Source organism: Acetobacter sp. P5B1, from assembly GCF_018811985.1.
Classification (GTDB): Bacteria; Pseudomonadota; Alphaproteobacteria; order Acetobacterales; family Acetobacteraceae; genus Acetobacter; species Acetobacter cerevisiae.
Genome location: NZ_JACRVS010000026.1, coordinates 16,951 through 38,286, shown reverse-complemented (window position 1 = coordinate 38,286; position 21,336 = coordinate 16,951). Strand labels below are relative to the sequence as shown.

The window sequence follows — 21,336 nt, the reverse complement described above, 5'->3', positions numbered from 1 at the left end:
CGCAGTCCATGGCGGCAGATCGTTCGGCATCGCACGCCATGCAATGCCGTAACGGATCACATACCGAAGACCGTTGAACAACTCTCTCAGATTATGGTGTCGCTGGTCCGCATCTTCTTTCATCAAAAGGAGGTATGGAACAATCAGAGACCACTCTTCGTCACTGATATCAGACGGATACGGTTTGCGGGCAGTATTCATCCATCTGTTCTGGAACACTTACGCCAGAAAGTACATAACACCCTCTAGCAATGGTGATTCCGTTCTAATGGATGGAGGTGTTGTCAGCAGCGCTAACATTCAGACATCCGGATCTATCTCTGCCACAAACAGCGCTTCCATTCAGTCCGCAACCGTATCCGGTTCCGGCGCTTACGTGACTCTGCAAAATGGCGCAGGCCTGTCCAACGGGACTGTTGCAGCTGGTGGCACCGTTAATATCTCTTCGGGTGGTCAGGTTTCGAGCACAACTTTTACCTCTGGCGCAACAATCAACGTCTATTCGGGTGGCGAATACGACAGCGCGATTGCGTCTGGTGTTGTGTTGAACGCGAATGGGGGCACCACGTCTGGCGCCATCGTGATGTCGAGCGGGACCGAGAATGTTCTCAGTCAGGGCCAGTCTGTTTCCACTACGGTGCAGTCCGGTGGTAGTGAGGTTGTTTCTGCCGGAGGTAAATCTCTGAGCGATACAATCCAGCGTGGTGGCACGCTGGTTGTTCAGACTGGCGGCACGGCCTCCGACGCTACCGTTTCTGGTGGTATAGTCAACGTTTCTGGCGGTGTCATCAGTGGTGTAACGGCGTCTTCTGGCACGATTAATGTGCGTTCCGGGAGTGCCGTTGGTGATACCCTTTATAACTCGGGTACATCTGAGGTCGTGTATGCAAACGCGACGACAACAGGAACAACTGTAATCTCTGGGGCCACTCAGACAATCGTTGCGGCAGCAACAGCTTCAAACACGACTGTATCCGGCGGCACTGTCACCATAGGAAACCAGGGTTCCCTGAACAATGCGACTGTCGCGGGAACGGATACGTCTTCCGGCGTTGTGAACGGGAACGTTTCTGGTCTGTTAAAAGGCTCCATTGCCATTAATTCCGGTGGCACGCTGAATGGCGGCGTCGTTGTCAGCAAGGGAACCGTCAATGTTAATAGTGGCGGTCTGGCGAGTGGCACAGTCATTAGCAATAACGCTGGCACAATCGCATTTAATAGCGGGGGCACCGGGAGCGCCATTTCAGCGATTATCGCTGGAAGCGACATTCCGAAAATTGTTGTAAATAGTGGTGCAACAGTTACATCCGATTATCTGAGCGGCGCAGCGGCAGTTGAGCAGCTTTCTGGCGGCACAGCCTCCAATACAACTCTGGTTTCTGCAGGGCAGGATATTCGGTCCGGGGTGGCGTACTATACCTCTGCGACGGGTTCCAAAGGCAACGTGACGCTTGAGGGGACCGCTGCATCGGCGTACGCTGCAACGGTTGACAGCGGTGCAAAAATTGCCGTGAAAACGGGTGCTCTGGCCAGTGGCTCTGTCATCAACAATGGCGGTTCTCTGCAGGTCAATGGCGGCACAGCGTCTAACACGACCGTCACAGGTCCGACGGCAAGCGCTCTTGTGGCTAGTGGCGCCGTTGTCAGCGCAACAGTTACAAGCAGCGGCATGATCAGCGCAGCAAGTGCTACCACTCTGTCCAACGTTACTCTCGTAAGCGGCGGCAGTGGCTATGTGAACGGCTCCAATATCGCTGGAACAGTTTCAAGCGGTGGGACGTTAAATGTACTTTCTACCGGTGTTGATCTGAACACGACAGTCAGCAACGGCGGCACCGAGATTATTTCGGCTGGCGGAAGTGCAGTTGGTACCACTGTAGCCGGTGGAACGATCTACCTGAGTGACGGCGGCTATCTCAGCGGGTTCTCCAGTGGTGTTGCGGGCGACGTTAACGTAGCAGGGGACGGCACCACGTCCGGTAAAGTCTACGCTGGTAGCAGCGGGAACCTTGCAGGCACGATCTCCATTGGTTCTGGGGGTGAGCTCTACGGCGGCGTTATGGTCAGTAGTGCCACTGTGGGTGTTAACGGGTTTGCGAGTGGCACCGTTGTCAGTAACCAGGGTTTTATTACCATCTTCAATGGTGCAACGGCTTCTGCCCTTTCAGCAATTGCACCGGGCACTGGCATTCCCAGGATCGTGGTTGCCAAAGGCGGCACAGTCACATCCGACTACCTGAGCGGTGCTAATGCTGTTGAGCAGGTTATGGGCACGGCTTATGACACAACACTTGTGTCTGCAGGGCAGGATGTTGCAGCCGGAGGCACAGTCTACAACACGAGCGCTACGGGTGCAAAAGCCAATATTACGCTGCAGGCCGGAGCTGCATCTTATAGCGGGACGGTCGCTAATGGCGCGACAATCCACGTTAGCGTTCAGGCCACAGCAAACGATTCCGTTATTGCAAGCGGCGGCATCCTGAAAGTTGATAGTCAAGGCACCCTTGGCGGTATTACGACCCTGGAAAAAGGTGGCTCAGCAACACTGTTCAAAGATGCAGGCGGAACCATCGTCATGGATGGGGGCGACAATACGGGTGTTGTCATTTCCGGTTTGTCGGATAACGGCGGCGACGTAACAATTTCTACAGTCTTCAGCAGCTTTGACGGAACATCTGCCGGTGATTCTGATGGGATTGAACTGGCCGGTCTTAAGAATGCTGATGTCACCAGTGTTTCTTACCCCAGTGATGATCAGGTTAAACTGACGCTGGCGAAGGGCGGCTCTGTCACCCTGAATATTGCCAATGTTAAAAGCCAGGGCTTCAGTCTGGAAACTGCTGCGAATGGTGACGTGATTTACGAAGTCTGCTTCCTTGCCGGCTCCATGATCCGCACGCCGTCTGGGGATGTCGCTGTTGAAAAACTGAACATTGGCGACAGCATCATGACATGGAATTGGAAAGCACAGACTGCCGTTGAGCGTGCTGTAACCTGGACTGGTCGCAAGTCCATGCAGGTCAAGACCAATCTGGCTGAGGACGAAGCTGGCTATCCGGTGCGTATCCTCAAAGATGCGATTGCTGATGGAATGCCATGTGAGGATCTTCTGGTCACACCCGAGCATTGCCTGTTCTTTGAGGATGCATTTGTGCCGGTGCGTATGCTCGTCAACGGGCAGAGCATTTTCTATGATCGCTCCATTACATCCTATGACTACTTCCATATTGAAACGGAAGAGCATTCCATTATCTGGGCAAACAACACGCTAACGGAAAGCTATCTGGACACAGGCAACCGTTCTACCTTCCGTCAGGATGGCGACGTGATCCGGTTTGTGCCGCACGCTTCTCAGAAAACCTGGGAAAACCACGGCGCAGCTTGCCTGAGCGTAGAACGAGGCGTTGTCGAGCCTCTATTCAACAAACTTGCTGATCGTGCTGCTCAGAGTGGGCTACCAACTCAAACCGAAGCCCATGACCTGACGCAAGATCCGGACATCCAGCTGATCACACAGCAGGGACAGACCATTCGCCCCATTCGGGATACGAAGGGTAAGGTCACGTTTATCATCCCTGCTAATATCGATACGGTGCAGATCGTTACCCGTACAAGTCGCCCCAGTCAGACAGTCGGTCCGTTTGTGGACGACCGTCGACATCTCGGCGTTCTGGTCGGGCAGGTCTGCCTGTTTGATAGCAAGACAGAGCATGCCATTACAGCACATCTCGACCGGTCTGATCTTGACGGGTGGGAAGCACAGGAAGCTCTTCCGCATCGCTGGACCAACGGCAATGCCACTCTACCTCTTCCTGCCGCTTCCAGGACCGGTCTGCGGATGCTGAGCATTGAGATTGTCGCAGCAGGTCCCTATGTAATGCAGAAATCTTCAACCGAGCCCAACGCCCTTCAGGTTGCAGGCTAACGGTTATAAACAGGAAAGGCCCTGCCCTTTTTGTAAAGGGCAGGGCTTTTTTTGTTACAAGCCACCGGCTGGGGAGATTGAAGAACCGTTAATTGACGTCATGGCGATCCATGGTTGCCTTTTGCTCATCGGATATAGCGGTTCAAGCGAATGAAATGATTATATAAACCTTTCTATGAGCTATATACCTTTGGTAAGTTTTTCCCCTTCAGGTAATGCCCGATAGGGAACAACACCGCGCGCGTGACTACCCGTATCCAGCATGCGGCCTGATACCGGGAGAGAACGATGCCTGCACTGGTCGCGCAGGCAGGCCCGGCATCCGGGGCCAATGGGAACAACCATAGTGTGGTCTTCCAGATTAAGGCCTGCTGCATACACGGTCTTAGTGGCATCCGCTATTGAACAACCTAGGACCATAGCGATTTGTCGTGGACGATCTGCATAGCTTGATCCTTCATGACCGACGGTACGGGCCACGTTGAGGTAGATAGCATCATCCGTTGTTTGGGAAAGTTGGACCTGAATCTGTCCGGGTGTCGCAAAGGCTCGAAAGACGTTCCATAAAGGACACGGGCCACCAAACCTGGCCTGAGAAAAACGATTCGCAGAAAAACTTTTGAGAATATTTCCTGCAATGTCCAATTTGAGGAAATAGAAAGGAATTCCTTCTGCGCCAGGGCGTTGCAAAGTGCTCAGTCTATGGCAGACCTGCTCAAAACTGACGGAAAAATGGCGGCGTAATTCATCAATATCATAACGCAATTTTTCAGCACGTTCCAGAAATCGGGTATAGGGTAAGATCAATGCGCCAGCAAAGTAATTGCCAAGATAGACACGCGCCAGTTCCTGAGCATTATGGTCTTTGGGCCCTTCGCGGCGCAGGATATCTGTTATCAGTCGGCTCTGTTCAAGCTGGCCAATAATTTGAGCCAGAAAAAATAAAGTGCTTTCATGAGGCTGATTATGGGGAAGGTGGATCTGACGTGTATGCTGGTCAATCCGCCAGACGAGCCCCCGGCTCTCCATATCGGCATTCTGAACAATATGCAGCCCGTGGCGCGCGTAAAGATGCTGGGTCAGTGCGGCGTCTGGCTGCCTATCTTCAACGGTAAGAGTTTTATAAAATTCTTCTGCAGCTCGATCCAGTTCATGAAAATAATTTCCATGCTCCTGCACCCAGTTTCCCACAGCTTCATATGGTTCGAGAGCGGGGGAGGAAGGCAAGGCCGCTTCACAGTGCCTTTCCTGATGAAAACTATAGGCACGATAGAGAGTTAAAAAAGCCTGGCAGAGTTCCGGACTCTGATTTGCAGCCTCTGTCATTTTGGAAAAGGGAAGGGGGGCCGTTTTAAAAACAGGGTCAGCCATTGTCTCTCGAAGAGCCTGTATGGTGTGGGCTTCCCGCGTATCACTAAACCAGGATGGCGTTAGAGCAAAACGTTCACAAAGGGTCTGCAAGAGGTGGTTGGGCAGCGGGCGATGGTTGCGTTCAAGCTGGTTCAGATAGCTGAGCGAAATCCCCACGCGCTCAGCCATGGCAGCCTGCGTCAGGCTTTCACGCTTGCGCAACTGTTGCAGACGGTTTCCGGCAAAAAGTTTTATTTTTGTTCTGAACATGCCGACAGACCTTCACAGACTTTGCAACTGGTGCAAATTCATTTGCTTCTTTCTACTCTTATTCCCCTGCCGATTTATAGAACAGTCTGCGAATGTCTCTTCCAGATCACAAAATGGCAAGGGACTACACCATGCAAAACCATGCGGTAAGAGTACATCCGGAAAGCGAGAGGTTGGCCTGCGCTGAGCAACTGGCGTGGAAAATTGCACAGGTTGCGGCGGATCCTGTGGGGGTCGAGGCTCCTGTGGCCGATATGATTATCAACCGGATGATTGATAATGCAGCTGTTGCGATGGCCTCAGTCAACCGCCATTCTGTCATGAGTGCCCGTGCAGAGGCTCTCGCGCATCGTAGAGAGGCTGGTGCCACAGTGTTCGGCATGGGGTCGGATGTGCGTGTGCATGCAGAATGGGCGGCCTGGGCCAATGGAACGGCCGTCCGGGAGCTTGATTTTCATGATACGTTCCTGGCAGCTGAATATTCCCATCCGGGGGATAATATTCCGGGCATACTGGCTGTAGCGCAGCAGTGTAAGCGGAGTGGAGCAGACCTGATCCGTGGCATCGCCACGGGATACGAAATCCAGATTGATCTGGCGCGTGCCATCTGCCTGCACAAGCATAAAATTGACCATGTTGCGCATCTCGGCCCCTCTGTCGCTGCGGGTATCGGCACGCTTCTGCGTCTGCCACCTTCGATCATTTATCAGGCAATTGGTCAGGCGTTGCATGTCACCACAGCCACGCGGCAAAGCCGAAAAGGGGAAATATCCTCCTGGAAAGCTTATGCGCCGGCGCATGCAGGGAAAATGGCCGTAGAATCAGTTGATCGCGCCATGCTGGGTGAAACTGCACCGGCCCCCATCTATGAAGGAGAAGATGGCGTTATAGCCTGGATGCTGGGTGGGAAAAATGCCTTGTATCAGGTTCCTTTACCTAAACCGGGTGAACCAAAGCGCGCTATCCTTTCGTCGTTTACCAAGGAGCACTCAGCAGAATACCAAAGCCAGGCTTTAATAGACCTTGCCTTTCGTATGGGTGAAAACATTACGAACTGGGATGATGTCGAGGATGTGCTGATCGAAACGAGTCACCACACGCATTATGTGATCGGTACCGGGTCGAACGATCCGCAGAAGTTCGATCCTCAGGCGTCGCGTGAAACGCTGGATCATTCAATCATGTATATCGTGGCCGTGGCTTTGCAGGATGGATGCTGGCATCACGTCCGCTCCTATGAGCCGGAACGGGCTCGGCGGGAAGATACTGTGCGCTTATGGAAGAAAATACACACTGTTGAAAAACCGGAGTGGACAGAACGGTATCATGAAAGTGATCCGGATAGAAAAGCCTTTGGGGGGCGTATTATAATCCGCATGAAAGATGGCCGTGTGCTGGCGGATGAACTGGCTGTTGCTAACGCACACACTCTTGGGGCTATGCCATGGAACCGGGATGATTATATCAGAAAATTTCTGACCCTTTCAGGAGGCATTGTCCCAAAATCAGAGGCGGAGCGGTTTCTGAACGTTGTGCAGAAACTTCCTGACCTTGCAGCGGGAGAACTGCATCAGATTGAACTGAGCATTCCTCCGCAAGATATGCAGTTCAATCGCGTGGAAAGCATTTTTAATTTCGGTCAGCTTGGGTCTGGGTCTGAAGGCGCACGTCAGTGCGCAGCTCTGATGACCTGACTCAGTATTCAGTAAGGTGAGGGAGCGAGACACATGCATACCGAACTTCACAGCACGAAACCCAAGAAATCAGTTGCTCTGTCTGGCACTGTGGCGGGAAACACAGCACTTAGCACTGTCGGTCATAGTGGGAATGACCTGCATTACCGGGGGTATGATATTAAAGACCTTTCGCGTAACTGCTTGTTTGAAGAGGTCGCTTATCTTCTTATCCATGGCTATCTGCCCAACACAGCAGAACTGGAAAGCTATAAACGGCATCTGGCAAGTATGCGGGATATTCCTGATATTGTGCGCGCCACCCTGGAGCGCCTCCCGGCGTCTACACATCCGATGGATGTATTGCGCACGGCAGTGTCCGTCATGGGCTGTGCCTTGCCAGAGCGGAGCGATTGCCCGGTAGCCGGTGCGCGGGAAATTGCAGACAGGCTGGTCGGCTCAATGGGCTCTGTGCTTCTGTATTGGTATCATTATTCCAATCATGGACGGCGGATCGAAACCATGACGGATGATGAGAGTATTGGTGGGCATTTCCTGAATCTCTTGCATGGTCATACCCCGCCCCATGACTGGGTTCAGGCTATGCATACTTCGCTTATTCTGTACGCAGAGCATGAGTTTAACGCCTCCACTTTCACGTCTCGTGTGGTGGCTGGAACAGGGTCTGACATGTATTCTGCGGTCACAGCAGCCATAGGGGCCTTGCGTGGACCCAAGCATGGAGGCGCGAATGAGGTCGCACTGGATATCCAGAAACGGTACCTGACAGCGGATGATGCTGAAGCCGATATCCGGCGCAGGCTGGAAGCAAAGGAAGTGGTGATCGGCTTTGGCCATCCGGTTTACACGTTAGCCGATCCACGCAACGAGATTATCAAGGAAACAGCAAGAAACCTTTCGCAGCGGAATGGAACAATGCGGCTGTATGATGTTGCCGAAAGGATCGAACGCGTGATGGCGGACCAGAAGAAGATGTTTCCCAACCTCGATTGGTTCAGTGCGGTTTCTTATAATGCGATGGATATTCCAACGAGTCTGTTTACACCGATTTTTGTGATTGCCCGCGTCACAGGCTGGTGCGCGCATATCATGGAACAAAGGCAGGACGGGAAAATCATTCGTCCTTCAGCAAATTATACAGGGCCGGATGCACGCCCCCTGATCCCCCTGCGTGAACGTGATGGACTGGAGTACGCAGCATGACCTATCTGGTAGGCGCAAATTTTCCCGCAACGCCAGCGGGGCAGCGTTTTAGAGACATGATGCTTGCAAAAGGGATTATGCAGATTCCGGGAGCACATAACGGGCAGGCGGCACTTCAGGCAAAAGATCGTGGGTTTGACGCGCTTTACTTGTCTGGGGCCGCCATGACGGCCAGCATGGGTCTGCCTGATCTCGGAATTATTACGATAGATGAAGTCTGCTTCTTCATTCGTCAGGTCGTCAGAGCATCCGGGTTGCCTGTGCTTGTGGATGGAGACACAGGGTACGGTGAAACCCTGAATGTGATGAATATGGTGCGCGCATTTGAGGAAGCCGGTGCTGCGGCCGTGCACATTGAAGACCAGATCCTTCCCAAAAAATGTGGGCATCTGAATGACAAGAAGCTCGTCTCACCTTACGAGATGGCGCAGAAAGTTGCGGCCGCTGCCCGTGCCCGACGGGATATGGTGATTATCGCCCGGACAGATGCCGCTGGTTCTGAAGGGCTGGAAGGGGCTGTTGCGCGTGCCCGCCTGTATCATGAGGCAGGCGCCGATGCTATTTTTCCAGAAGCTCTGATTTCTGCAGACATGTTTAGAGAGTTTTCGAGCCAACTTCCGGACGTCCCGCTTCTTGCCAATATGACGGAGTTCGGACGTTCACCCTATTTTACAGCCTCAGAGTTCGAGCAGATGGGCTATAGCATGATCATATGGCCGGTCAGCTCTCTTCGTGCCGCTAACAAGGCGCAGGCTGATCTGTATGACACTCTTGCACGTAACGGCAGCACCGAAGAAATGCTGGGGCGCATGCAGACGCGGGAAGAACTGTACAACACACTTCGGTATTATGATTATGAAACGCTCGATGCAGGCATTGTGGCCACGGTTCTCCCCCATGTCGGGCAGAGCGACCGCTCTGCGGCCTGAAAGCGCTGAGCTTTATCCCTCAGAAAATATAAAAAATAAGGGGTATGCAAACATGACCGACCACACAGTAATTCCCGCAGGGGCCTATCCAGATTACCCAGCGATCATGACGCCCGAGCAGTTGCAGGGTATGCGTGAAAAAGCGCGAACTGACCCGGATGCGTTCTGGCTGGAACAGGCACAACGTGTTCACTGGTTCAGAAAACCGACGCAAGGATTTTTGGGAAGTTTTGAAAAAGATGTTTCCATCAGCTGGTTTGCAGATGGGGAACTGAATGCGTCAGTCTGTTGCATAGACCGGCATCTGACCGAAAAGAGAGATCAGGTCGCCCTGATTAGCCAGCGTGAGGCTGAAGGCCGTTCTGAAAGCCTGACATATCATGACCTGCATGAACGCGTTTGTCGGCTTGCCAACGCATTGACCTACCTTGGCGTGAAGAAAGGATGCCGTGTTGCGATCTGTCTTCCCATGGTGTCAGAAGCGATTGTGTCCATGCTGGCCTGCACACGGATTGGTGCGATTCATGTTGTATTGTTTGGTGGATTCTCTGCTGAGGGTCTGGCCGAGCGGCTGGTTGATAGCGGCGCAGTTGCAGTCATTACCGGGAACATGGCATGGCGAGGGGACAAGGCGGTACCTTACAAAGACACACTGGATGAAGCCTTGAAAAGAGCAGGTGAGAACAGCAGCGTGCAATTCATGCTGGTTGTTCGTACATCTGATGAAGCCGTACCCATGCTGCCTGGCCGTGACTATGATTATCATGATTTTGTGGATCATTTCGAGGCTGACTTTGTGCCAGTTGCCATGCGTGCGGAAGATCCCATGTTCATGCTCTATACGTCTGGCAGCACAGGCAAACCAAAGGCTGTTGTCCATGCGACGGGCGGTTATATGGTTTGGGCTGCTTACACGATGGGCATGGTTTATACCCACCAACCAAACGATGTACTGTGGTGCACCGCAGATGTAGCCTGGATTACAGGGCATACATCGGTTGTATACGGACCTTTGGTCAATGGTGGCACGACCATGATTTCGGACAGCCTGCCGACGTTTCCTTATCCGGGGCGTTGGTTTGACCTGATAGATGCTTATAAAGTGACCATGCTTTTCACAGCCCCCACCGCTGTTCGGGCGATGATGGCGGAAGGAGAGGGTGTTGCGCAAAAGCGTGATCTGAGCTCTTTGCGGTTGCTTGGCGTTGCGGGGGAACCAATAAGCCCGGATGCATGGCTATGGTACCATGATGTTGTGGGCAAGAAGCGTTGTCCGGTAGCAGATACGTGGTGGCAGACTGAAACAGCTGGCGTGGTGCTTGGGCCAATTCCGGGTGTACAGGCCCTCAAGCCCGGATCTGCAACTATGCCCTTACCCGGAGTGGAAATGGTTATTCTTAATTCCGCTGGTAAGGCAGAAATGGGAGCTGCCGATGGTGCATTATGCATTGCGCGTTCGTGGCCCGGCCAGTGTCGTACTCTCTGGAAAGACCATGAGCGTTTCCGTCAGGCGTATTTCTCTATGGCGCCAGGATTGTATTTTACAGGAGATGGGGCAAGACGTGATGAGGATGGGTATTACTGGATTACTGGCCGCATGGACGATGTCATCAACATTGCCGGGCATCGTTTGGGGACGGCAGAAGTTGAGGATATCTTAGGTGAAGATCATCGTATTGTAGAATGTGCTGCTGTGGGCGTGCCGCATTCTGTCAAAGGGCAGGCATTGGTTGTGTTTGCTATCCCGAACAGGGCCGCTGTTACCAGTGTGGATGAAAAAGATGTCACTCGTCTTATCGTCAACCTGATTGGACGATATGCTGCGCCAGAGGCAGTGTATCTGGTGCCTGACCTGCCGCGTACCCGTTCTGGAAAAATCGTCAGGCGTCTTCTTCGCAAAATTGCCAGCGGCGAAACCGAGACACTGGGCGACCTTTCAGCTTTGAGCGATCCTTCGATCATATCGACCTTATGCGAGCGCGTAAGGAGTCAGATGTTTTTAGAGAACAAGTGCCGCGTTCATAAAAGTTCTGAGAGAAATGACATTTTTAGCGGTGTCAGGGACGTATCGTAAAACATCACTTGATAACGGTTTATGCTGGCCGTGCCATCATGCCAGTATAAATCGTTACAGTGAATTGGGAGAGGTTGGCGTTTTCAGATCATACTGATTCGTCCTGACTGGGACTTATTATTGCGACAAATGAAGAGAGCACCCTTTCAATTTATCATTCTCCTCATTTTTATAACCTAAACAGGCTTTCGCCTTTCTTTACCTCGTTCCGTATAAAGCTGCAGAGCTGACTTATGCGAACACTGGTCTGCTCTTCAACACGTGTGATCAGCCAGTAATTGCGTTCAAGCCTAACCTGCTGGGGTAAAACGGGGACCAGTTCAGGGCGTGTGGCGGCAACAAAGGTCGGCAGGACTGCCATACACAAGCCGGAACAGGCGGCTTCCATTTGTGCCTGCACGCTGGAATTCTGAAGACGCACCATTTTGCGTGAGACGCCAAGATGGCCAAGATAATCCAGCTCCCGCATAAAAATCATTTCATCCACATAACCAGAAAACAGATGCGATGAAAAATCATCTGGTTTTTTTATAGGTTTTTCTCTGTCAAGGTATGAACGAGAAGCGTAAACGCACAGATAATACGGCGTCAGCTTCTCGCATACAAACCGATCATCCTCTGACGGCGTCACGGTGATGGCGATATCGGCCTGCCTGCGCGAGAGTGCGACAATCTGCTGGATCGTCAGAATTTCAAGTGTCAGGGCAGGGTTATCCACCAACAGTGAGCCAATGCGGGACGCCAGAAAGAAGCTGGCAAACCCTTCAAGCGCGTTAATCCGCACGGTTCCCGTTAATCCATGAGCCGGGTTTGTTACTTGTGCCAGGAGCGTCGCTTCGCGGTCCATGGCTTCAGCCGTGGTTAACAGGTCTTCGCCATAACGAGTTAGCGCATAGCCCCGCAGATGCCGTTCAAACAGCGTTTTGCCGACCGATGTTTCTAAAGAAACAATATGTCGGCCCACAGTTGCGTGATCAACGCCTAGCAAACGACCTGCTTCTGAGAGTGATCCCGATCGCGCTACAGCCAGAAAAAACTGCAGATCTCTCCAGTCCAGGCTGCGTTTCATGGAATAAAAAGTTCCTGTTTTTTATATTCTGTGCAGATTTGCACATCAAGTGGGCGAAATCTCCTGATTTTCTTGTGATGCCTTTTGCGCGTTCACTCTCTGAACAAGAACAACAGCTGGAAAGGAGCGGTTCTCACCGTAACTTTTCACAGGAGATAAGGCTATGACAGCACTTTATCTGCCCTCTCTGGTCCGTATCGGGGGTGGCGCTCTTAATGAGCTTCCCGCAGCATTAAAGCAGGCCGGGCTTTCAGCCCCTTTCATCATTACAGATGGATTCATGGCCAAGTCCGGCCTTTTGGAGAGAGTGCAAACTCTGCTGGCCAAAGCAGATATTCAGTCAGGCGCGTTCTCTGATGCCGTGCCCGATCCCACAGTCACATCAGTGGAGGCCGCATTGGCCGCGTTGAAATGCGGCGTTTATGATTGTGTGATCGGTCTTGGTGGTGGCAGCCCCATTGATACCGCCAAGATGGTAGCGGTTTTGGCCAGACATGGGGGCGCTCCTTCACACCTTAAGGTGCCCCACGTGCAGGATGAGGCTGGCCTTCCCATTATTGCCATTCCCACTACGGCGGGCACAGGATCTGAAGCTACGCGCGTGACAGTCATCACGGATGAAAAAACCGATGAGAAAATGCTGTGTACGGGCTACGCCTATCTGCCACATATTGCCATTGTCGATTACGAACTCACTTTAACCATGCCGCGTCGTCTGACGGCTGATACGGGCATTGATGCGCTGACCCACGCACTCGAAGCCTATGTGTCCAAACGAGCCTCTCCGTTTACGGATGCTCTGGCACTGGCAGCCATGAAACGTATCTGGCACGCACTTCCCATCGCCTGCAAAGACCCTTCCAATCACGAAGCGCGAGAACAGGTGATGCAGGGGGCGTTTGAAGCGGGCATGGCATTTTCTAATGCTTCTGTAGCCCTTGTGCATGGCATGAGTCGCCCCATCGGTGCACATTTTCATGTTGCCCATGGGCTTTCAAACGCGATGTTGCTGCCGGAAATTACGGCGTGGTCTGTGACGGGGGCGCAGTCACGTTATGCGACTTGCGCTCGTGTGATGGGTATTCTGCCCTCTGGCACGGAAGACGAGGCGGCCTGTGCCGCACTTGTTGCAGCACTCCGTGAACGTAACAGGGAACTGGATGTCCCCTCTCCCAGTTCCTACGGGCTTCAGGAAAGCTGCTGGAACGATCTTCTGCCCCTTATGGCTGAGCAGGCATTGGCGTCTGGCTCGCCCGCCAACAACCCGCGTGTGCCGGGGCAGACAGAGATTATTGATCTGTATCGAAAAGTCTGGGCCTGACTATAGCCAGAAAATCAAAAAACTCCTGTCAGGAGAATAGAGTCATGATATCCCGCGAAAAAACAGAACGTTCTATGCGTTCTCTGGTGCTGGCTTCAAGTGTTGGTACAGTTATTGAATGGTATGATTTCTTTCTCTATGGGAGTCTGGCCATTTTCTTTGCCCGCTTGTTTTACCCGCCGGGTGATGATGTCGCGGCAACGCTCATTAGTGTCGCGACCTTTGCTACCGGATTTGCCGTACGCCCGCTGGGTAGCCTGATATTTGGGTACATGGGCGATAGTGTCGGGCGGAAAACAACTTTTCTAATTACGCTGCTTATCATGGGCAGTTCTACTGCGGCTATTGGCCTGCTGCCCACATTTGAAACTGCCGGTTATGTGGCGCCCGTTCTGCTGATTCTGTTGCGTATTGTGCAGGGATTGGCTCTGGGTGGTGAATATGGCGGGGCCGCAACCTATGTGGCGGAGCATTCTCCACCTGGTGAACGCGGGAAATGGGCCAGCTACATTCAGGCCATGGCCTCCGGTGGTTTTGTGCTGTCTCTGGGGATGGTGCTCATCCTGCGGGTGTGGTTGGGGGAGGATGCTTTTGGCACATGGGGCTGGCGGATACCGTTTCTGGTATCCTTTGTTCTGGTGGCTGTCTCTTTACGTATTCGCCTTCGGCTTTCTGAATCTCCTGTATTTGTGGAAATGCATAAGCAGGGCAAACTATCCAAATCTCCGGTGCGTGATGCTTTCCGTATCCCCGGAAATGCGCGGCGTATTCTTTTGTTCCTCTTTGGGGTAGCGTGCGCACAGGCCGTTACGTTCTACACGGCCCAGTTTTATGCGTTGTATTATATCCAGACGTTTATGAAGGTCCCTTTCTTGCCTGCAACTTTGTCTGTTGCTGTCGGGGCGTTTCTGGGAGTGCCTTTTTTTGTACTGTTTGGTGCACTGTCTGACCGGATTGGGCGTAAACGCCTATCTCTGGTCGGTATGGCAGCCGCTGTCCTGTTGTACATTCCCATCTTTTCCATCATTCGCCACGCTATCACGCCAGAAAACACGAGTTATGCGACAATTTCCGCCTGTGTGTTTGCTCTGGTGGTCATCGCAGCAGCAGTTTACGGCCCCTATGGTGCGTTTATTGTGGAGAGCTTTCCTGCCAATGTGCGGTACACGTCCATTTCTGTCCCTTACCATATTGGTAACGGGATTTTCGGTGGCTTTCTGCCGCTGGTCAGCCTCTGGCTGGTTACAGAGACAGGGAACCCCTATGCAGGTTTGCTCTACCCTATGGGCCTGTGCCTGATCGGTTTCTTTGTCACTCTCTTCTGGGTGCCTGAAACATTGAATGTGCGCAAAGGCGAGCGCACCCGGATTGTCTCCCTTTCACACGAAGGCATCGGCGAAGGCTGATCTTCCGTAAACAGGATAAGAAAAACGAAAATATTCTACTCCATCATGATGTGTCTGATTCAATAAGGATAGGTACGATCATGAGCCCGATCAGGACGTTCCCAGAATTGTTCCCCGGCTTTCATTGGCAGGATATTGAGGTGGAAGGCGTGCGGATCCGTATGGCTATTGGCGGGAAGGGGCCACCATTGCTTCTGCTGCATGGCTATCCGCAAATGCACCTGACGTGGCACAAGGTTGCACCCACATTGGCGGAACATTTTACCGTCGTGGCCCCCGATCTGCGCGGTTATGGCGATAGCGCCAAGCCGGAAGGAGGGGTAAATCTCGCCAATTATTCCAAACGTGCGACGGCAGCTGATCAGGTTGGTGTCATGAAAGCACTTGGGTTTAAACGGTTCAGGGTTGTCGGGCATGACCGGGGAGGGCGGGTGGCGCATCGCATGGCGCTGGACGCACCAGAGGCAGTGGAAAAACTGGTAGTGATCGATATCGCCCCCACTGCAACGATGTATGCCCGAACCAATATGGAGTTCGCCCGAAGCTATTTTTGGTGGTTTTTCCTCATCCAGCCCTATCCATTGCCGGAAAAGCTGATTGATGGGGATCCTGATTTCTTTCTGGAAAACCACATAGCGGGACAGATCAAGATACCGGGGTCAGTCGATCCCCGCGTGATGGCTGAATATCGTCGCTGTTACGCTGATCCGGCAATGCGGCATGCGGGATGTGAAGACTATCGGGCCGCTGCCGGTATAGATCTTGTGCATGATGCAGCCGATGCGGATAAGCGGATCCAAGCGCCATTACTGGCGTTGTGGGGCGCACGCGGCACAGTGGGCGCGCTATATGACGTTGTGGAGACATGGCGCGAAAAAGGCATGGATGTCCGGGGATACCCGATTGACTGTGGACACAGCCCACAGGAAGAAGCTCCAGAAGAACTCCTCAAGCGGCTTGAAGAGTTTCTCTGAGATGCTCATTAAAATCTCACGCATTTTAGCTAAATGAGTTCGGTATATTAAGTGACTGCGGTTTCTATTCCTGCGTATTAAAGTCTTGTACGTGCTCGTCATGCAATTTTGGTGTGAAACACCATACCGGAGTATGAGGGAACGATGTCGTGGCAGAAATTCTATCCCAATAGGCCGGCGTTGCAATAACTCTCAATAATTTCGTCGAAAAGAGCAACATCCGATTGGCTTCTTGCCATGAGTTGTGCCCCGGACACAGCAGCAAAGATGGCTCGTGCCTGCCCAGTGTTTTGGAGTGGCGTAGGATTGATCCGGGAGAGGATCGTGTTCAGCCATGCCACATTGATGTCAGTAAAGATCTGAACTTCGTGTTTTACCGCATCAGGCAGATCATCATATTCAGCGCTCATGAAACTGCCAAGACACAGGCGATTACCGTTTTCGAGTGAGCGACGAAATATTCCCGGATACCGGCGTAAGCATGTAAGAGGATCTGGAGTTTCCCTCTGCATGGTTTCAAGATCGGCCTTGGTATCTTCCCAATAGCGTTGTGCCACTGCGGCTCCCAGATCGGCTTTACTAGGGAAGTGATAATAGATGCTTGCTGGTTTGATCCCTACTTCTTTAGCCAGATCACGGAAATTCAGGCCATGGTAGCCTCGTGTCTGGGCAGCCTTTCTGGCTGCCGTCAGAATAGCCTCTCTGGAACTCGTATGCGTTGTGGTCATCGTTTTACGATCGTCTCCCTACCTCCTGATAGATAAGCGTTGACGGCCAGAAATGGAAGGCATATCAAAATCTACCTACCATGTGACAGGCAGAGTCGTAATGTGCGCTGCAAGAGGCTTGTTTCCGTCAAAATGAGGTGAGTTGTTATGAAAATTTATGATTGGCCTACAGGGCCCTATCCAGCGCGTGTGCGGATTGCTCTGGCTGAAAAGCAAATGCTGTCCAGAATAGAGTTTGTTCGGATCAATTTGTGGAAAGGCGAGCATAAAACAACTGATTTCAGGAGCAGGAATTATTCGGGTAAAGTGCCTGTTCTTGAACTGGATGACGGAACCTTTCTTGCTGAATGTACAGCAATCACAGTCTATCTGGATACACTTGACGGGAACCCAACATTGACCGGCCGAACGCCCCTTGAAAAAGGCGTGATCCAGATGATGACCAAACGGGCTGAAATCGAGATGCTGGATGCTATCAGCGTCTACTTTCACCATGCGACGGCTGGCCTTGGTCCTGAAGTGGAGCGTTATCAGAACAGGGAATGGGGCCTTTATCAGCGTGACAAGGCTTTGGGCGGTATGCATTATTTTGATGCTGTCCTGAGGAAACAGCCTTTTATTGCCGGAGATGCTTTCTCAATGGCGGATATCGCTGTGATTGGAGGGTTTATATTTGCTGCAATCGTGGATCTGCCTATTCCTCAGGAGTGCAAGGCTCTTCTGGCGTGGTATGCCAGAATGCAGGAACGTCCAGGTGTTCGGGAACAGCTGGCGATTATTGCGCGCCCCATCACGTCATGCTGCGCCTGAGGCGACCATGCCGGTTGGGTCGGGTTCCCGCTCTGCTATGAGGCAGCGCAAGGAATATAGCGAGCTTCCTGAACCATGATGACCCCAGGTAGTTAATAGGGTAACGCTTCATCCACAGAGCCAGGTGAGGAAAGTCATGATCTCGCCCTACATCATCAACATATCTAAGAAACGGCTTGCCACGATCAGGACCAATATCGAAGCCTACGACTGGAGCCAGCTTCCCGATGCGGGCGGATGGTCAGCAGGCGTTGGAATTGATGACCTGAAGCGCCTCATGACCTACTGGACGAACAACTATAACTGGCAAGCAGTCGAGCAGCGTCTTAATGCATTGCCCAACTTTATGACTGATATTGAGGGCGAGCATCTCCATTTCGTTCATATGAGAGGTGATGGCTCCAAACTGCCTGTGCTGCTTCTCCATGGCTGGCCAGGGTCGTATCTTGAGTTTGAACAGGTGTTAAAGCCTCTGACATCTGAGGGGCATGATGTTGTTGTTCCTTCGCTCCCCGGCTTTGCCTTTTCTAATCCGATCACCGGTGTCATGGGCCCGCGTCGGGTGGCCGCACTGATGCACGCGTTGATGGTTCGTCTGTTTGGTCAGACGCGCTACGTTGTTCAGGGCGGTGACTGGGGTGGGCATATCGCGAGTTGGATGGCATTTACACATCCTGAGGCATTGCTTGGCTTCCATCTCAATACGATGAGCATTTTCGCAGCTGACGCCATCCCGGAAACCTTTGAGGAAAAAGAGCTGTTCGCCCATCGTACCGCGATCCTTGACAGGGAAACCGACTACAGTCACGAACAGTCAACGCGCCCGCAGACATTGGGGATTGCAATGGCTAATAGCGTGGTTGGTATGGCTGGATGGATACTCGAAAAGTTTGGTAAGTGGGCGGACCTTCCGGCAACTGCCGATGGTAGCCCGGATATCTGGAGTAAGTTCTCGGAAGAAGAGCTTATTACGAATATCATGCTTTATGTTGCGCCTTCGGCATTCGTAACGGCAACATGGATTTACCGGGGCAGGCGTTTGGAAGGTTCGGATCGGTTTCCGGCTGGCACGCGCATACATGTGCCGACAGGAGTTGCTGCGTTTCCAGATCCCGTGTTCCTGCCAACGTGCCGCTCATTTGCCGAGAAAACCTATAATATCGTGCATTGGACTAATATGGACAGAGGTGGCCATTTTGCTGCTTTGGAAGAGCCAGATCTGATGTTGGCTGATTTTCGGACTTTCATTGACAGGGTATCGAAAAAACATTTCTGAAACAGTGAATTTTAGTTTCTTAAATTCCAGAAAGCCCCTTTTTTCCAGACGTTCATAGCATCTTTTTGTCGGCTGGCTGTTGGTGTCTGGCCATTCCTTCTGCTGCCAGCCATTTAACGAAGCGCGTGGAGGGGGTGGTATTGTCTGCCCCTTTGGGAAGTAACGCGACATAACCGGTGCGGCGTACCTGAATGTCAGGAAGGGGTGTTACAAGATGCCCGAGCGCAATGTCGATATCAAGCATCGGCAAAGGACCGATCCCGACACCCAGCCCATCCATCACGGCTTGCCGGGTGATGAAAAAATGGTCGAACACGGTACGCGGGCGGCCGATGAGATGGGGCAGTTTTGCGGCTTCAAGCCAGTCGATCCAGTCCCCCGGTCGTGTTTCACTCGCCAGAAGTCTATGCCCTTCAAGATCGGCAGGACCAAGGATAGGTCGTTGAGAAAACAACGATGGGCTCATGATCAGAGTATCGACATCGTCGAGCACATGCGTGGCGTGGTGGTGTGGCCATGCCCCCGCACCGGCCACGCCTCGTCGAATGGCCACGTCGAAGCCACCACGGAGTTCCTCATGCACCGTTGAAACAGTTGTTACGACAATTTCTATCGATGGATACGCAGCATGGAAAACTTCCAGTCTTGGGATCAGCCAACGCATGGCAAAGCTAACCGGCGCATTGACGCGCAGGATCCGCCGCGCATCAGGTCGTCCACATGCTTCAGCTGCGGCGGTCATCCTTTCGAAAGCACCGCTGACTTCAGCTGCGAAAATGCGCGCCATTGGCGTTGCGACCATGCGTCGCCCGGAGCGGCTGAAAAGGCGTTGGCCCAGCCAGTTCTCTAATAATGCAATCTGACGGCTGACAGCGCCATGTGTCAGGCCGAGTTCAGATGCTGCCGCAGTATAGCTGCCTGTTCGTGTAGCAACTTCAAAAACACGCAGAGCATTGAGGGGAGGGAGGTGACGCATGAAAACCGTGATAAAAGCTGACAGGTATGGTGAGAATATTCCATCTATTCTCTGAAAAGTCACATGTTTAAGATGGTCTGTGAAAGGACCGTATGACATGCAGATGAGCACCATAACGGAACCTGCGCACCAGCCTGTCTCTGCTCAGGAAAAACGGCGGGGACTGATAGCAGCCTGTTTCGTCCATGCTCTGCACGATGGTTATACAGACGGGCTCTATGCTTTCTTTCCAGTCTGGCAATCACAGTTCGGGCTTTCCTATATGGCGCTTGCAATCGTGCGCGCACTCTATTTCGGCACAATGGGTGGTCTGCAGGTACCTGCGGATCGGCTGTTGAAGGGGCGCTCGCCGCGCAACACGCTCGTCCTGTCCACAGTGATTGCGGCTGGCGGCCTTGCCATAATGGCGGTTCCAATGGGGTTTGAGGGCTTGTGCTGTGGGCTTGTTCTTGCAGGTATCGGGTCGAGTATCCAGCATCCAAGGGCATCTCAGCTGATCATTGAGTGCTATGGCGATGCAGTAAGACGTCCGCTGAGCTTTTATAATTTCTCTGGGGATCTCGGCAAAGCTATCCTGCCAGCCTTTATCGCGCTTCTGCTACCCATCTTTGCCTGGCGTCCGGTCGCAGGTTTTCTGGCGCTGCTGGAGCTGGTTCTGTCCTTTGTGCTGATAAGGCTCATACCACAACATATTGCGCCTCCCATACTGGCCTCTCAGCACCGGCAGGCTGAAGGTGACAGTGCCGGTTTTTCCTGGTTGCTGGCGATAGGTGCCTTCGATACCGCGACACGGATGGGCTATCTGCTGTTCCTGCCTTTTCTCATTCATGCGTGTGGAGGTTCGTCGGCGACGGTCGGGATTGCTCTGGCACTTCTCTTTGCTGGCGGTGCTTTGGGGAAGGCAACATGCGGGTGGCTGGTTGATCATTTTGGTATCGTCAGAAGTGTCATAGTGACAGAAATGACAACATCGTTCCTGATCATCGCCACGCTGATTACGCCGCTGTCAGGCACACTGATACTTCTTCCTCTGCTTGGCATTGTCCTGAACGGTACGTCATCGGCCCTGTACGGAACAGTCCCGGAACTGGCACCTGGTGGCGATACTGGGCGGGCATTTGCAGTGTTCTACACCGGAGTAATTGGTACGGGCGGACTAGCTCCGATTGTTTATGGTGCCATTGCCGATCATCTCAGCCGGACAACAGGCCAATTGGCAACAGCCGCGACAGCTCTGCTCATAGTACCGATGGTGCTTCGGTTGGGATCGTTCATGAAGCCTGTCTCGTCCTGACAGGCGCAGACGGTAACCCAGGCTGGTGACACAAACT

Annotated in this window: 16 protein-coding genes; 11 read left to right on the top strand and 5 right to left on the bottom strand. The window is 52.7% G+C overall.

What is annotated here, in order from left to right; all coding sequences use genetic code 11:
* A partial coding sequence (locus tag KP703_RS12835; protein ID WP_215754528.1) for a transposase occupies positions 1–201 on the bottom strand: 201 nt, incomplete at its 3' end.
* 67 nt (positions 202–268) lie between these two features.
* On the opposite strand from KP703_RS12835, the gene KP703_RS12830 reads away from it, so the two are divergent.
* Positions 269–3,925, top strand: a complete 3,657-nt coding sequence (locus KP703_RS12830; RefSeq protein ID WP_215755231.1) for a Hint domain-containing protein — start codon at positions 269–271, stop codon at positions 3,923–3,925.
* 180 nt (positions 3,926–4,105) lie between these two features.
* On the opposite strand, the gene KP703_RS12825 is transcribed toward KP703_RS12830, so the two are convergent.
* Complete coding sequence (locus KP703_RS12825; RefSeq protein WP_215755230.1) at positions 4,106–5,545, bottom strand: short-chain fatty acyl-CoA regulator family protein; 1,440 nt, start codon at positions 5,543–5,545, stop codon at positions 4,106–4,108.
* A 131-nt stretch (positions 5,546–5,676) separates the two neighbouring features.
* Here KP703_RS12825 and KP703_RS12820 point away from each other — a divergent pair, with 131 nt between their 5' ends.
* The 4 genes from KP703_RS12820 to acs are packed head-to-tail and all read left to right on the top strand — an operon-like array spanning position 5,677 to position 11,445.
* Positions 5,677–7,239, top strand: coding sequence for an MmgE/PrpD family protein (locus KP703_RS12820; protein WP_215755234.1), 1,563 nt, complete (start codon positions 5,677–5,679; stop codon positions 7,237–7,239).
* A gap of 33 nt (positions 7,240–7,272) precedes the next feature.
* On the top strand, positions 7,273–8,442 hold the full coding sequence (gene prpC, locus KP703_RS12815; protein ID WP_215755229.1) for a 2-methylcitrate synthase: 1,170 nt from the start codon (positions 7,273–7,275) through the stop codon (positions 8,440–8,442).
* Positions 8,439–9,371, top strand: a complete 933-nt coding sequence (gene prpB, locus KP703_RS12810; protein WP_215755228.1) for a methylisocitrate lyase — start codon at positions 8,439–8,441, stop codon at positions 9,369–9,371. Before prpC ends, prpB begins: the two co-directional genes overlap by 4 nt.
* A gap of 52 nt (positions 9,372–9,423) precedes the next feature.
* The gene (acs, locus tag KP703_RS12805; RefSeq protein ID WP_215755233.1) at positions 9,424–11,445 is read left to right on the top strand and encodes an acetate--CoA ligase; all 2,022 of its coding nucleotides are present in this window, start codon (positions 9,424–9,426) and stop codon (positions 11,443–11,445) included.
* A 169-nt stretch (positions 11,446–11,614) separates the two neighbouring features.
* Here acs and KP703_RS12800 read toward each other — a convergent pair whose 3' ends face one another.
* Entirely contained in the window at positions 11,615–12,514 is a 900-nt protein-coding gene (locus KP703_RS12800) for a LysR family transcriptional regulator (protein ID WP_215755227.1), read from the bottom strand.
* 163 nt (positions 12,515–12,677) lie between these two features.
* Here KP703_RS12800 and KP703_RS12795 point away from each other — a divergent pair, with 163 nt between their 5' ends.
* From KP703_RS12795 to KP703_RS12785, 3 genes are all read left to right on the top strand, one after another.
* On the top strand, positions 12,678–13,835 hold the full coding sequence (locus KP703_RS12795) for an iron-containing alcohol dehydrogenase (protein ID WP_215755226.1): 1,158 nt from the start codon (positions 12,678–12,680) through the stop codon (positions 13,833–13,835).
* A gap of 44 nt (positions 13,836–13,879) precedes the next feature.
* Positions 13,880–15,241, top strand: a complete 1,362-nt coding sequence (locus KP703_RS12790; protein WP_215755225.1) for an MFS transporter — start codon at positions 13,880–13,882, stop codon at positions 15,239–15,241.
* A gap of 80 nt (positions 15,242–15,321) precedes the next feature.
* On the top strand, positions 15,322–16,215 hold the full coding sequence (locus KP703_RS12785; RefSeq protein ID WP_062271306.1) for an alpha/beta fold hydrolase: 894 nt from the start codon (positions 15,322–15,324) through the stop codon (positions 16,213–16,215).
* A 161-nt stretch (positions 16,216–16,376) separates the two neighbouring features.
* On the opposite strand, the gene KP703_RS12780 is transcribed toward KP703_RS12785, so the two are convergent.
* Positions 16,377–16,943, bottom strand: coding sequence for a TetR/AcrR family transcriptional regulator (locus tag KP703_RS12780; RefSeq protein ID WP_252354066.1), 567 nt, complete (start codon positions 16,941–16,943; stop codon positions 16,377–16,379).
* A 147-nt stretch (positions 16,944–17,090) separates the two neighbouring features.
* On the opposite strand from KP703_RS12780, the gene KP703_RS12775 reads away from it, so the two are divergent.
* Positions 17,091–17,753, top strand: a complete 663-nt coding sequence (locus KP703_RS12775; RefSeq protein WP_215755224.1) for a glutathione S-transferase — start codon at positions 17,091–17,093, stop codon at positions 17,751–17,753.
* A gap of 136 nt (positions 17,754–17,889) precedes the next feature.
* Positions 17,890–19,029 (top strand): epoxide hydrolase family protein, encoded by a 1,140-nt coding sequence (locus KP703_RS12770; RefSeq protein ID WP_215755223.1) that lies wholly within the window; start codon positions 17,890–17,892, stop codon positions 19,027–19,029.
* Between the two features lie 52 nt (positions 19,030–19,081).
* On the opposite strand, the gene KP703_RS12765 is transcribed toward KP703_RS12770, so the two are convergent.
* Positions 19,082–20,005: a LysR substrate-binding domain-containing protein gene (locus tag KP703_RS12765; protein WP_062271330.1), complete on the bottom strand. Its 924-nt coding sequence runs from the start codon at positions 20,003–20,005 to the stop codon at positions 19,082–19,084.
* Between the two features lie 97 nt (positions 20,006–20,102).
* On the opposite strand from KP703_RS12765, the gene KP703_RS12760 reads away from it, so the two are divergent.
* A complete protein-coding gene (locus KP703_RS12760) occupies positions 20,103–21,299 on the top strand; it encodes an MFS transporter (protein WP_215755222.1) in 1,197 nt (398 codons plus the stop codon).
* The last annotated feature ends 37 nt before the right edge of the window (positions 21,300–21,336 follow it).